8 protein-coding genes are annotated in these 14,392 nt (G+C 53.9%); 4 read left to right on the top strand and 4 right to left on the bottom strand.

What is annotated here, in order from left to right; translation table 11 throughout:
* The first annotated feature begins 450 nt into the window (after positions 1-450).
* Positions 451-1,491, top strand: coding sequence for a membrane protein insertase YidC (gene yidC / locus HRQ63_RS03250; protein ID WP_172239026.1), 1,041 nt, complete (start codon positions 451-453; stop codon positions 1,489-1,491).
* A gap of 416 nt (positions 1,492-1,907) precedes the next feature.
* Here yidC and HRQ63_RS03245 read toward each other — a convergent pair whose 3' ends face one another.
* Complete coding sequence (locus HRQ63_RS03245; protein WP_172239023.1) at positions 1,908-4,112, bottom strand: anthranilate synthase component I; 2,205 nt, start codon at positions 4,110-4,112, stop codon at positions 1,908-1,910.
* Between the two features lie 749 nt (positions 4,113-4,861).
* Between HRQ63_RS03245 and HRQ63_RS03240 the strand changes: the two genes are divergently transcribed.
* A complete protein-coding gene (locus tag HRQ63_RS03240) occupies positions 4,862-6,526 on the top strand; it encodes a glutamine--tRNA ligase/YqeY domain fusion protein (RefSeq protein ID WP_229714050.1) in 1,665 nt (554 codons plus the stop codon).
* A gap of 189 nt (positions 6,527-6,715) precedes the next feature.
* A complete protein-coding gene (locus HRQ63_RS03235; RefSeq protein WP_371873196.1) occupies positions 6,716-7,783 on the top strand; it encodes a cation diffusion facilitator family transporter in 1,068 nt (355 codons plus the stop codon).
* Between the two features lie 249 nt (positions 7,784-8,032).
* Here the strand turns inward: HRQ63_RS03235 and HRQ63_RS03230 are convergent, their stop codons facing one another.
* The gene (locus HRQ63_RS03230; RefSeq protein ID WP_051507534.1) at positions 8,033-8,341 is read right to left on the bottom strand and encodes an ArsR/SmtB family transcription factor; all 309 of its coding nucleotides are present in this window, start codon (positions 8,339-8,341) and stop codon (positions 8,033-8,035) included.
* Between the two features lie 338 nt (positions 8,342-8,679).
* Between HRQ63_RS03230 and HRQ63_RS03225 the strand changes: the two genes are divergently transcribed.
* The gene (locus tag HRQ63_RS03225; protein ID WP_172239014.1) at positions 8,680-11,034 is read left to right on the top strand and encodes a heavy metal translocating P-type ATPase; all 2,355 of its coding nucleotides are present in this window, start codon (positions 8,680-8,682) and stop codon (positions 11,032-11,034) included.
* A gap of 371 nt (positions 11,035-11,405) precedes the next feature.
* On the opposite strand, the gene mgtE is transcribed toward HRQ63_RS03225, so the two are convergent.
* A complete protein-coding gene (gene mgtE, locus HRQ63_RS03220; RefSeq protein ID WP_172239012.1) occupies positions 11,406-12,779 on the bottom strand; it encodes a magnesium transporter in 1,374 nt (457 codons plus the stop codon).
* A 231-nt stretch (positions 12,780-13,010) separates the two neighbouring features.
* Positions 13,011-14,261 carry an MDR family MFS transporter gene (locus tag HRQ63_RS03215; protein ID WP_216673821.1) on the bottom strand — a complete coding sequence of 417 codons (1,251 nt, stop codon included), beginning with the start codon at positions 14,259-14,261 and terminating at the stop codon, positions 13,011-13,013.
* Positions 14,262-14,392 lie beyond the last annotated feature (131 nt).

The raw sequence follows: 14,392 nt of genomic DNA, 5'->3' as shown, positions 1-14,392 counted from the left end.
CGATCGGTTCTGTAATGTAATGGCGTTCTACACGTTGTTTACCTTAAAGGCGGAAGCTTGAAGCAAAAGACGGAGAGAAGATATACAAGCGGACGGGAATATGTTATATTATTCACAATTAAAGATTTAAACATTTGAACGGTGAAAGGAGGTGAATCCTTTGCTCGATCTCCAGGATTTGCTCCCTTATTTATTTTCGATCAGCTTAATCTTGATTTTGCGTTATTTTTATCTGTTGTTTTTGTACGGCGGGTTGTCTTTTACGTGGTTTATCGCCGGGAATTACGATTATCGGAACTATTTTAATCCCATTCCCGCGCCCCACGGTACAAGCGCGCCTTCCAGGCTCAGTCGGATGATCCGGCGCCGCGAAGCCCCCGATGACGACGGCGGCGATTGCTTTTCCTCGTGCGATGACGTTTATTCGAACTCACGAGGAGGAAAAGCAACATGGCACAAGCAAATACGCAGTCAAAAGGATTCATTTTCGGTTCGGCAAGAGGTAAGTTCTTAGCAGTAACGGTCTTGATCGGGATGATGGTGCTGTTGTCGGGATGCGGCATGCAGAGCGGCGAAATTACCAGCTCGACGCCGGGATTTTTCAACCACTATATCGTATTCCCGATCTCGTATCTGATTCAGCATCTGGCAGGATGGTTCGGCGGCAGTTACGGCATCGGGATCATCTCGATTACGTTAATCGTTCGTTTGGTTCTGTTCCCGCTCATGATGCGTCAAGCTCGTTCGCAGCAGCAGATGAAAGTCAAGATGAGCGTGATGCAGCCGGACATGGACGCGCTGAAGAAGAAATACGAGAATAAGAAAGACCCCGAACAGCAGAAACAAATGCAGCAGGAAATGATGGCGATCTACCAGAAGCACAAGTTTAATCCGCTCAACATCGGTTGCCTGCCTATCCTGATTCAACTGCCGATCTTGTCGGGGCTGTATACGGCGATTCGGCTGACTCCGGAACTGTCGACGCATTCGTTCTGGTGGTTCAAGCTCGGATCGCCGGACTGGATCATGGCGATTCTGGTCGCGATTTTGTATCTGGTGCAGGCCAAAGTCTCCCAATACAGCATGACATCCGAACAGCGCAAGCAGATGGCGATCATGGGCTATATTTCGCCGATCATGATGCTGTTCTTCTCCTTCAGCGCACCGGCGGCCATGCCGCTGTACTGGATGGCGAGCGGATCGTTCCTGCTGCTCCAGACGCTGTTGTTCCGCAAAATGTATCCGTCCGATCCCGATTCGATCGCGGCTATGCAGGCACAGCTTCCTGTAATCGAAGAATCGGACAAGCCGGATAACGGAAACGACAAGCCCGGTAAACCGAATGCCGAATCGTCGCAAACCGCGTCGGCCCAAACGACCAAAACGCCGGGTGCGGCCAAGAACGCGAAAGCGTCAGGCAATCGGAATCAAGCTGCGAAAAAGAACGGTAACGCGTCTATAAAGGGCGGTAAAAAGCCGGCGAAAGCTTAAAATTATATCCCGCCTACAACCATATCGCGATTCGGTGACGAAGCACGTCCCGTCCATTCCTAGGAATGTGACGGGACGTTTTTTTATAAATCTGAGGAGGAATCGCGACGAATCATTCAGCACTATTTGAAAAAGCTCATGTCCTATTTTTGGAATCACATCTTGCACGCAGAAACGGAGAACGCCGAGACCGTCTGGAGCGAGGACAGCTGCATGCCGAAAAGACGTTTTGCGAAAAGGTATGGTGGCCGCTGCAAACGAATTTCGACCTATTGTTGCTTTTTAGCAAGATTGATCTTAAGAGCATTTCATATCGACATGAACAGCAAAATACGCCTTATCCAAGCCTTGTTGCAGCTTGGATAGAAGGCGTATTTTAACGTACCGATTACAAGCGGAGCAAATCCGGCGTCAACTCACCGTACCGCCGACTGACTCAAATTCGCCGTCCGCATAAAGTTACCGATGATCTGATGACCGATTCGTCCTCCGGCGGTCAGCAGCGACTCCGGATGGAACTGAACCGCATAGATCGGCAGTTCGCGGTGACGGATGCCCATGACGACGCCGTCTTCCGAACGAGCTGTTACTTCCAGCGATTCCGGCATGGTATCGGCGTGCAGGGAGTGGTAGCGGCCGACTTTGAACGCGCCGTCGATGCCGTCGAACAACGGGCAATCGGCCGTAGCGGTCACATAGGCGGGCTTGCCGTGCTGCGGCACGCCCAGAATGCCCAAGCTGCCGCCGAAGTACTCGACGATGCCTTGCAGACCGAGGCAGACGCCGAACATCGGGACTTCCCGTTCAAGCGCCAGATCCAATACCTCGCGCATCCGGAAATCGTCCGGCCGTCCCGGTCCCGGGGACAGAACGATTCCGTCAAAAGCTTCGCCGCTTCGCAGCACGCGTAAAGCGGCCGGAGTACGGAGAACCAAAACTTCGGCGCCTGTTTCTTTGAAGTAGCCCGCCAGCGTATGCACGAAGGAATCTTCATGATCGACGAACAGCAGTCTTTTTCCCGCGCCGGGTTTGTTAAACGCTTGTTCCGATGCGGACAGTGCCGCCGCGCCGACGGTCCGATTGCCGCGAACCGCTTTGAGCAGCGCCGCGCCTTTCGTCAGCGTTTCTTCTTCCTCTTCCGCCGGAACCGAATCGTACAGCAGCGTCGCGCCGACCCGAATCTCGGCCACGCCGCCGCGAATACGAATCGTGCGCAGCGTCAAGCCCGTATTCAAGCCGCCGTCGAAGCTGTAAAAGCCTACGGCACCGCCGTACCAGTCGCGAGGAGAATCTTCATGATCTTCGATCCAGCGGATCGCCGCCTTTTTCGGAGCCCCGGTGACCGTAACCGCCCACATGTGCGTCATGAAAGCGTCCAGCGCATCGCAGCCTTCGCGCAGCGTGCCTTCCACATGATCGACCGTATGGAACAGATGGGAATACGTTTCGATCTGCCGATGTCCGATCACGTTGACCGATCCAGGCTCGCAGACGCGCGATTTATCGTTGCGGTCGACGTCGGTGCACATGTTCAGCTCCGCTTCGTCTTTGTGCGAATTGAGCAGTTTGCGGATTTGCTCGGCATCTTCGATCGGAGAAGCGCCGCGTTTGATCGTACCGGAGATCGGACACGTTTCCATCCGTTTGTTTTCGACGCGCACGTACATTTCAGGCGACGAACCGACCAGATGCTCCGTACCCAGGTTGACGATGAAACCGTACGGGCTCGGGTTGATCTCGCACAATCTGCGGAACACGGCGGAAGGCGCTTCCGGGCACGGTTCGTATAACGTCTGCGTCGGCACGACTTCGAACAGATTGCCCACTTTGAACTCTTCGATGGCCGTATCGACCAGGCTAGCGTAACGTCCCGGAACATATTCCGGAAGTTGCGGCGGAGTCTTTGCGGAAGCCGTCGCCGTTGCTGTCTCCGGCGTCGCCCGATCCAATCCGGCGGTCGAACGGCCTTCCCGCGCAAAATCATAGCTCAGCTTGTACGCTTGCCCCATCTGGCGGTCGACCATCACGATCTCGTCCGGCAGGTAAAGAACAACGTCGGGCCGCTCAAGCGTACGCTCGTGTTTAAGCGGCATCGGCTCGAACTGGAACACCAAATCATAACCGAACGCACCGTACAGACCAAGCTGCGAATCTTCGGGCGCTTCGAGCGCGTTTTTGATGCTGCGAATCAGCGTGAAGATCGAGGGGCGACGGGTACGTTCTTCCTCGGACAGCAGTTCCTCTTCGTCTTCTTGATGCAGGATGGAGCCGGAGATCAGTCCGCCTTCACGGGACAGATCGAATACGGGATCGGCCGACAGATGGCGATGCAAAAAATCAAGCAGCAGATCGCCGCGTTCGTTTAACGATTGGATCTCGAAAAGACCGCGCGAAGAGCGAAGCTCGATCGGCGGGTTCAAAAATCCGACGTCCCATCTCGAATAACGGCCCGGGAATTCATAGCCGCTGGTGAAAAGGGCGCCGCGATGGCTGTCAATTCGCTCAAGAATAGGAGATACCGCCTCCGACGGGTCAAGAGGGGTCAGGGTGCGCGTGATTTCCAGGTTCCCCCGGGTTACGTAAGTGGTTTGCTGCGGACTAAGAGTGGGTTGAAATTTCACTTTTTCTCCTCCTTCGATTCAGGCAAGGGTGGAGAGCAAAGAGAAAGAAAGTGATGGATATGGGTTTGAAAATGGGGACTCGGCTCCGCTCAACTTGTCTCTGCTCTTGTCTCTGCTCAGGCTCTGCTGGTAATAGGGGTAAATCGGCTCGGTGTTGCTGCGGACTCTTCCGCGGGCGTCCGGCTCTCCGGACTTACCGCAAATCATACCGGGTCGGCAGGCCGCTTGTCAATGCCGAGTCGAAGCCCCGTCAAAGTTTCTTTGAACGAATATGCTGCGGGAAAGGTTCGCATTGTCATTTTACCATACGTATGATAAAATCTGTTCACGCTTAGCGTATATGAATAACAATAGATTTCCAAATCCAAAACGCGAGTGATAGGAAGAGTACGGTTGCCTGATTGACTACAGAGAATCCCGGCAAGCTGAGAAGGGATGTTAAAAGTCGACCCGAACCAAGCCCTATCCGACATCTGATGAGCCGAACAGGGTTCAGGGATCGTCCGCAGCGCTTCGGAATTCCGACCCGGAAGGATGAAGCGACAGGTGCTCCTGTTATAGAGCCAGGGTATAACCGTGCGAATGCTTTAGGGCGCAGTCACGACGTACCTGACGAGGCCGTTTGCCGCGAGGCGGCGGCGAACCCGGAGTGGCACCGCGAATTCAATCCCGCCTCCGAGACGACAAGTCTTGGAGGCGGGATTTTTAGTTTGCGCAAATTCGGAGACTCGATGGAGGAGGAGACTTTTATGAATACAGACCATTTTCTCGGCAAAATGATTCAAAGCGACCTGGATGCCGGAACCTATGCGCGTCCGATTGCGACCCGTTTCCCGCCTGAGCCGAACGGCTATCTGCATATCGGGAGCGCGTTTGCCGTTTTAACCAATGCGGGAATGGCGGAGCGTTTCGGAGGAAAGTTCAACCTGCGCTTCGACGATACCAATCCGCTAAAAGAAGACATGAAATACGTTCGGGCGATCGAAGTGGATATCCGCTGGCTGGGTCTTGAACCGGAAGTGTTTTTCGGCTCCGATTATGCGCAGCGGATCTACGAGTCGGCCGTTCGCTTGATCCGAAAGGGAAAAGCTTATGTGTGCGATTTGAATCCGGCCGAGATGGCGACGTATCGGGGGACGCTGACCGAGCCCGGTATCGACAGTCCTTACAGGGAACGGTCCGTCGAAGAAAATCTGGATTTGTTCCGTCGCATGCGAGCGGGGGAATACGAGGCGGGAGCCAAAGTACTGCGCGCCAAGATCGATATGAAATCCCCCAATCCGACGCTGCGCGATCCGGCCCTTTACCGTATTATTCACGCTCCGCATTACCGGACAGGAGACGCTTGGTGCATTTACCCGATGTACGACTTCGCGCATCCGATCCAAGACGCCGTTGAAGGCATCACGCATTCGCTATGCTCGATCGAGTTTAAAGATCACCGCCCGCTGTATGAGTGGGTGATGAATGAATTGGACATCCCGGAAGCCCCTAAACAAAGAGAATTCGGCCGTCTGAATATTACCGGAGTCGTGACCAGCAAGCGTTATTTGAGAGAGCTTGTGGAAGGCGGGTTCGTTTCCGGTTGGGATGATCCTCGTTTGCCCACGCTCATGGGTTTGCGCCGAAAAGGGGTTACGCCCGAGAGCATTCGCCGATTCATCGGGGATGTCGGAATGATTCGAACATCCAGCACGGTCGATATCGCTTTGTTGGATCACGCCGTGCGACAAGATTTAAAACCTAAAGCCAGGACGGTCATGAGCGTGCTTGATCCTGTCAAATTCGTCATTGCCAATTATCCCGAAGGGGAGACGGAATGGCTGGATATCGAAAACAACGCGGAGAACGAATCAATGGGCAAAAGACGCGTTCCGTTCAGTCGCGAGTTGTATCTGGAACGGGAAGATTTTAGGGAAGAGCCTGAAAAAGGATTTCATCGTCTCGCTCCGGGCAAAGAGGTTCGATTAAAAGGCGCGTATTTTGTCACCTGTACGAAGGTCGTCAAAGATCCCGTAACTGGAGAGATCCTGGAGCTGCACGGTACCTATGACCCGGAGACACGGAGCGGAAGCGGCTTCAGTGCCCGAAAAGTTAAAGCGACTCTTCATTGGGTTTCGGTGAAACATTCCATGCAAGCGGAAATCCGGCACTATGGTCCATTGTTGAAGCCGGATACCCGATTGACCGAATCCGGCAATGACTGGACATTGCTCGTCGATCCGGATTCCTTGGTGAAAATCACTCATGCGCGGGTAGAATCCAGTGTGAAGAATGCAGCTATAGGCGATCGATTCCAATTTATTCGTCACGGCTATTACGCACTTGATCCGGATATAGGGCATTCAGGCGAACCGGTATTTAATCGGATTGTTTCATTGAAGGATTCCAAGCCTAAAGAAGCTGGAAATTAAACGTGCGTCTTGCTCGAACTTTCCGAAAGAATCGTGCATTCAAAAGCATACCTAGAACGCTTCGCTTCGGCGGAGTGTTTTTTTGAGAAGTAACGCAGGCGACTTGCAAAATATAAAAAAGAGGTCTATAGTTAACATATGAGCAATCGCTCATATGTTGTCGAAAAGAGGGCGAGTCGCATGAGTCAGATCCCGGATAAAAAACGATCATTCGCAAAACGTGGTTCAAGTGAGCATCAGCTTCGTGACAGCCATGAACACGATCATCACCCGCGCAATCATGATTCCCGCGCTAATCATCATGCAGGCGGTTCGGGCAGTCGCCGCAGCGATCACGATCACGGCGGCCACGGTCATTCTCACGGGCCGGGAGGTCACTCCCATACGCATAACGCGAACAAAAAAGCACTTAAATTATCGTTTTTCCTAATCGCGTCTTATATGATCGTCGAAGTCATCGGCGGCCTTGTCACCAACAGCCTGGCGCTGTTGTCCGATGCCGGGCATATGCTAAGCGATGCCGCAGCGCTTGGGCTCAGTTTATTGGCGATGATCTGGGGGGAACGCCGGGCAAGCAGCGCGAAGACTTACGGATATAAACGCTTTGAGGTCCTGACTGCTTTCCTGAACGGTCTGGCACTGCTGGGTATCTCATTGTACATCTTCTACGAAGCATTCCGACGTTTCTCCGATCCGCCGAGCGTGATGAGCACAGGCATGCTGACGATTGCCGTTATCGGTTTGCTCGTCAACATCGTAGCGGCCTACCTTCTGATGCGGGGCGATACGTCTGGAAACCTCAATATCCGAAGCGCTTTCCTGCACGTCATCGGAGACCTGCTGGGATCGGTCGGCGCGATCGTCGCGGCGATTCTCATTATGGCCTTCGGTTGGGATCTGGCCGACCCGATCGCCAGTGTCATCGTAGCCGCCTTGGTTCTGCTCAGCGCTTACCGCATTACGCGCGACTCCGTGCATATTCTGATGGAAGGCACGCCCGCCGGTTACGATGCCGACCAGATCCGCGAAGAACTTTCCGAAATTCCGGGCGTGCAAAACGTTCACGACCTGCATATCTGGTCTTTGTCCTCCGACATGCCGCTGCTTAGCGGTCACCTTGTACTCAACGACGCGGCCGACGGTCCCGCCGTACTGAACCAAGCCCGCCACATCCTCACCGAAGAGTTCGGCATCTCGCATATCACTATCCAACTCGACCTGCCCGGCTTCGATTGCAAAGTGAGCGACGACGACTAACGCTTTGATTAAACACAAAATTCAAGTCTCCCTGCACCAAAAAAGAGGAAGCCCAAATTTCGGGCTTCCTTTTCTTAATTTATTAAATCCCCAACAAAGTCTTGATCTTGGTGAAGCTCGCAGCGGAGGGAGAAATTCAGTGAAAGACGCCTTTGAACGCGGAAAACCAAAGGTTTTCTGCGTGAGACAGCGTCTCGAACGAATTTCTCCCTCAGCGCTCATGCTTTGCCCACGAACAGGACCTCCCCCTCACCCGTGCTTCAAATGCTGCAATGTCTGGGCAAAAATCTCCTCCACATGCCGATCATCGAGCGAATAAAACACCGTCTTGCCCACTTTGCGTCTTTTCACGATGCGGGTATTGCGGAGATACCGAAGCTGGTGCGAGACGGCCGATTGCGTCATATCGAGCACGATGCAAACGTCATGCACGCAAAGTTCTTTTTGCAGCAGTGCATAAATGATTCTTACCCGGGTCGGATCGCCTAGCGCTTTGAACATTTCGGCCATATCTATAGTGGTGGATTCGTCCACGAAATTCTCCTTGATCTGAACCAGCGTGTCTCGGGGGGCCGAGCTGTCCGCGCCGTCATGGCCGCACTCGTCCGTCAAATCTTCGCGTAGCGCTTCCTGTGTCACGCTTCATCACCTTCCCGTATGCGTCATGTGTTCATTATAGCAAAAATCGTTGAGATTACGAATAGGCTTTTTTCGGCGAAAGTTTTGACTTCGGAGAAGGAGGAGACTATAATCAAAATAACACATGAACATATGCTCATATATTATCCGTAATGTTTTTGAATAGCGTGAATAGAGCGTGCAGGCAAATTCCGACGGAAGCGGATTTTGCCTATGCGCCTAAAGAGAAGACAAGACACTAACCGGGAGGGATTATTATGGGAACCGCCGCGGGAACGGTCAAGCGCGAATGGGTGCTTGAAGGATTGGATTGTGCGAACTGCGCGCTCAAGATCGAAAACAGCGTCCAGAAGATGCAAGGCGTATCTGCCTGTTCGTTGAACTTCGTCAATAAAACGCTGACCTTTGAAACCGATTCGGAGCAAGAGGCGGAAGTGTCTTCGAAAGCTGCGGGAACGATCAAAAAGCTGGAGCCTCATGTACGGATTGTTTTGAAAAGCACCCGACAGCCTGTCGATGCTAAAGGACGCACTGCTCACGCCTCCTCGAGCGCGATACCTGCAGCTTCTTCCGGTCACGCGCACGGCGGCGGATCGGACGCGCATACTCGCGATCCTGAGCATGGCGCACAGGGGCATTCCCATGCAGTTCATGACCCCGCGGGTCACGATCATGATGACCATGGACACGCCGGACATTCGCACGATCACGGCGGAAGCCAAAAGACACTGTTGATCCGTCTTGGAGCGGGTGCCGCGCTTATGGCAACGGCATTGCTCGCTCCGGTTAACGGAGGAATCGAACTGGCATTGTTCTTGTTGGCGTATCTGACCGTCGGCGGCGATGTCGTCTTGCAAGCGGTGAAAAACATTTTCCGCGGCCAAGTTTTCGATGAATATTTCCTGATGTCGGTGGCGACCATCGGTGCTTTTGCGATCGGGGAATACCCGGAAGGCGTAGCGGTTATGCTGTTCTACCAAGTAGGCGAGTTCTTCCAAAGCCTGGCCGTTAACCGCTCGCGCAAATCGATTACGTCGCTGCTGAATATCCGTCCGGATTATGCCAACCTGAAGGTCGACGGGGAGACGAAGAGAGTCAAGCCGGAATCGGTAGCTGTCGGCGCCTGCATCCTGGTTCGTCCTGGCGAAAAAGTACCTTTGGACGGACGAATCGTTGAAGGTTCTTCCTTGGTGGATACGTCGGCGCTCACAGGCGAATCCGTTCCTCGCGGCGTGAAAGCCGGGGACGAAGTGCTGGGCGGATTCATCAACAAAAACGGCGTGCTGACCGTAGAGGTCCTGCGTACGTTCGGCGAATCGTCGGTAGCCAAAATTTTGGAACTGGTTGAAAATGCGGCTGGACGCAAAGCGCCGACCGAGACGTTCATCAACAAATTCGCACGTGCTTACACGCCGATCGTGGTCATTACAGCGTTGCTGCTGGCCGTCATTCCGCCGTTGTTCATCCCTGGTGCATTGTTCGCCGACTGGATCTATCGTGCCTTGATCTTCCTGGTGATCTCTTGTCCTTGCGCTCTGGTCGTCTCGATCCCGCTCGGCTTCTTCGGGGGCATCGGTGCAGCGTCCAAACAAGGCGTGCTGGTCAAAGGCGGTAACTATTTGGAAGCCTTGAACAATGTCAAAGTTGTCGTGTTCGACAAGACAGGCACATTGACGCAAGGCAGCTTCAAAGTAACCGCGATTCATCCTGGAGAAGGTTTTGAGCAAGAACGACTGATTGAAGCCGCTGCTTATGCCGAATTGCATTCGAACCATCCGATCGCCGACTCGATCCGCGAAGCTTTTGGCGGCGAGCTGGACGAGTCCAAAGTGAACGATTACGAAGAAGTATCCGGACACGGCATCCGGGCGCGGTGGAATGGCTCGACCGTACTGGCCGGCAACGCCAAGCTGATGCGCGCCGAAGGTATTTCTTTCACTGAAGCCTCGGATACCGGCACAATCGTGCATGTCGCGGTTGACGGACGTTACGCGGGCCGAATCGTGATCGCGGACGAAGTAAAGTCGGACTCGGCAGAAGCCGTTCGCGGTTTGAAAAATCTAGGCATTCGCAAGACGGTCATGCTAACGGGCGATGCAAAAAGCGTCGGCGAATCCGTCGGACGCAGTCTCGGAATCGATGAAGTCCACGCCGAACTGCTGCCCGAACATAAAGTCGAACAGATCGAGAGACTGGATCGGGAAAAAGGCGCCAAAGAAAAAATTCTGTTTGTCGGTGACGGCATCAATGATACACCCGTACTGGCACGCGCCGATATCGGCGTAGCGATGGGCGGCCTCGGCTCCGACGCCGCGATCGAAGCCGCCGACGTCGTCATCATGACCGACGAACCGTCGAAGATCGTGACCGCGATCGGCATCGCCAAACGTACTCGCCGCATCGTATGGCAAAACATCGTCTTCGCCCTAGGCGTCAAAGCCGTCTTCCTGATCCTCGGCGCTTTCGGCATCGCCACCATGTGGGAAGCCGTATTCTCCGACGTCGGCGTGACTTTGATTGCCGTACTGAACGCCATGCGCGTGCTGCGCGCACCATCTCCAACCCCAGGCACCCAGCCATCCGAACCGACTTCGGTTCAGACTTCGATTTAAGCGGTCAAGGTATTAAAATGTTCTCTATTCTTTCCTGCTCATCCGCTTCTACACATTATAGTTGCCATCATACAGTTAATTAAAAATTAATCAAAACAAAGCCCTCTCACCAAACGAGAGGGCTTTGTTTTGACGATATCCTGTTCCTTAAGCAGCTTCGCAAGCAAGGGAGAAATTCAGTGAACGACGCCTTTGAGCCTAAGAATTTTAGAGCTGACTCTAAGGTCAACTCTAAAATTCTTAGGCGAGACAGCGTCTTGTGAAGCATTTCGAAGAAATGCACTTCGGAAGCCTATGCTGGCAATTTCTCCCGCAGCGCCGCCTCAAGCTCCCTTAACGAACAGGAACTTTTCGGCCAATTCAAAACCGCCTCACCCCAACATCCCCAAAAACCGCGAAGCGATCCCGAAATAAATAAACAACGACAAAATATCGTTCAACGTCGTGATCAACGGACCCGAAGCGACCGCCGGATCGACTTTGAACCGACTGAGCAGCAGCGGAATGCAGGTTCCGGTCAACGTTCCGATAATCAGCGTCGCCAGCAGCGAAATCCCGATAATTCCTCCCAGCACCCAATTTCCTTGCCAGAAATAAGCGATCAACGTGATGATAATGCCGCAGCATATGCCGATCGACACGCCCACAACCAATTCGCGGCGGATCAGCTTCCATACGGTCGGTGCCGTCAGCTTGCGCCCGTTAAGACCGCGCACCACGACCGCAAGCGACTGCGTGCCCGTGTTTCCGGTCATCCCCGCGATCATCGGCATAAAGAACGCAAGCGCGACGATCTGCTGCAGCGTATCCTCGAAATAGCCCACGATGCTTCCCGAGACCAACCCGATAAACAGCAGCAGGATCAACCACGGAAGACGCCGCCGCACCGCGACGAAAGCCTTCGTATCGAAGTCGATGTCTTTGCCGCCGCCGCCCATCTTGGCCACGTCTTCGTCGGCTTCGGATACGACGATATCGAGAATATCGTCCACCGTAATGACGCCGCACAGCTTCTGCGATTCATCGATTACCGGCAGCGCCAGAAAATCATAGTCCTGAATCAATCGGGCCGCTTCTTCCTGATCCATCGTAACGGTAACGGTAACGACGCGTTTTTTCATCAAATCGCTGATCGCAGCAGTTTCGTCGGCAAAAAACAAATCGTGATACGAAACGACGCCGACCAGCTTTTTTTCTTCATCGGTCACATACAGGTAACTGATCGTATCGGAGATCGAAGCGACGCGGCGGATATGTTCGGTCGCTGCTCGCGGCGTATCTTCTGCCGAAATCGCAATAAAGCGCTCCGACATCAGTCGTCCGACGCTTTCCGGCGGATAGCTCAGCAGCCTGCGCAGCGAAGTCGCGCTGCTGACCTGCATGCTCGATAGCAGCTCTTCGCGCTTGGCTGGCGTCAGTTCATGCAGGAATCGCGCCAAGTCGCCTTCGTCCATCTGCTGCATCACGTCGATCGAACGTTCCGGTCCCAAAATGCCGAAAATCTTGACCTGCTCCGCATTGCCGGTCGATTCGGTCAGGTCCGCAAGCTGCTCGATCGGAAGCAGATGCAGGAATCGGTTTTGATCATGGGGCAAAAGCTCGTGGTAAATCTGTGCGAGGTCGTAAGGATGGACATCCCGGGCAAAGTGCTCGAAGTCGGTCGTACGTTCTTGCCGAAGCAGTCCCAGGGCTTCTTCGGTCAACTGGCGGATGTACATTTCTTGCGCGGTAAGAATGGGTGGCATAGGTTCCTCCTTCCAAGCCGGGCATGCACCGGAACCCTCCCGAAATCAAGGTTCGTTATCGTGCATAACCGCGCTTGTTCGATATTGCTTACTCTCTAAAGTGTAAACGTCCGAAGAAGCACCCAAACGTCATAACGGCAAAAGCATGAATAAAAAGCCATGCGGCGCCCGAAGGCGTTCGCATGGCTTCAAGATGCAGTTTTGTCCGACAAGCTTAGGTCGCGAGCCGAATCAGGCTAATTTCTCAGCGGTATCGCCGTTGCGCTCTGCTCCGGCTTCTTTGGACGTCAATCGCTTATGCGCCGCCCAAAGGAAAGGCAAACCGCATGCCGTCAGCAGCGCCAGAGGCGCGAACACGGCAAACCCGCTTTGCAGCGCAAACCGGTCAAGCAGCAGACCGCCGACGATCGGCGCGACCACGTTGCCTATATTGTTGAAGCCGATCGTTCCGAAATACGTGCCTTTCCACTCGGGCTTGGCGATTCGGTCGATCAGCATGTCCATCATCGTGAACATCAGCACTTCGCCGACGGTGAACACGAACACGCCCGCCAACAATAAGAAAAGACTGTGCCCCATGCCGAACATAAGCAAAGAAATCGCGACGAATACATTTCCCAAGATAAGCGGAACGACCGGACGGAAGCGGCTGGCCGTTTTCACGATCGGATACTGCACCAGCAGCACGACCGCCGCGTTCATCGCCAGCATGTACGAGAACAGCTCTTTTCCGTTGCTGACCTCTGGAGCCAACGACAGATACTGCGCGAGCGTCGAGCTGAAGTGTCCGTATCCGAGCACGCAGAACGTCGTTCCGATCAGTACCGGCAGAAAAATGCGATCCCGGCTTGCGACGGATAATGCTTCGCTTATGCGCGGAGGTTCGGCTTCGCTCGGAATCGGCAGTGCGCTGCGATGAGCGGCGAATTGAACCACCAGCACGAAGCCGTATGCCACGTACACGACCCCTGCCACGAGAAAAGGGAAGGTGGATTCGGCCGAGCCGAGCTGAAGGCCGAGAATAGGTCCGAACACGACGCCGATATTGATGGCCGCGTAACGCAGGTTGAACACCAGCAGCTTATGTTCGGGTGCCGTCGTATCGGACAACAGCGCTCGCGAAGCCGGTTCGAACACGGAGCGGCATAAGCCGTTCAGCACGTTGACGACGAAGAACATCCAGACTTCCGTCGACGCCGCAAACCCGAAGAAGACGGCCGCCCAACAGAAAACGGAGACGAGCATTACTTTTTTTCGGCCGATCCGGTCCGAGATATACCCGCCGTAAAAGCTGATCGAGACGCCCGCGAGCGAACTTGCCGCGACGATGAATCCGGTCTGGGTAGCCGATACGCCCATCGTTCCGGTCAAGTAGATGGCCAGGAAAGGAATGCTCATCGAGGTTACGACGCGTCCGAACATCGTGCCGATAATGATCGTCCAAGCCAGGGGGTGAATACTTTTTAGCGCTTTTGGAATCATGGGCCTTACTCTCCTTACTCCTTATGATGAACTGTCGTCATTGTACCGGGCGAAAAGGAGAAGAAAAAGGGTAAGAAAAGATTTGCTTTTTTCACCTTTTATATGCTGGAATAAGATCATAACGTCGTCCG

This window comes from Saccharibacillus endophyticus (genome assembly GCF_013185185.1).
In the GTDB taxonomy this organism is placed as follows: Bacteria; Bacillota; Bacilli; order Paenibacillales; family Paenibacillaceae; genus Saccharibacillus; species Saccharibacillus endophyticus.
Note: the sequence above shows the minus strand (reverse complement) of the source record. Positions and strands in the feature narration are given on the sequence as shown.

Bases quoted from the DNA above. Each gene is read 5' to 3' on its own strand.
- yidC (WP_172239026.1), top strand. From the start codon at position 451: ATGGCACAAGCAAATACGCAGTCAAAAGGATTCATTTTCGGTTCGGCA.
- HRQ63_RS03240 (WP_229714050.1), top strand. From the start codon at position 4,862: ATGAATACAGACCATTTTCTCGGCAAAATGATTCAAAGCGACCTGGAT.
- HRQ63_RS03225 (WP_172239014.1), top strand. From the start codon at position 8,680: ATGGGAACCGCCGCGGGAACGGTCAAGCGCGAATGGGTGCTTGAAGGA.
- mgtE (WP_172239012.1), bottom strand. From the start codon at position 12,779: ATGCCACCCATTCTTACCGCGCAAGAAATGTACATCCGCCAGTTGACC.
- HRQ63_RS03215 (WP_216673821.1), bottom strand. From the start codon at position 14,261: ATGATTCCAAAAGCGCTAAAAAGTATTCACCCCCTGGCTTGGACGATC.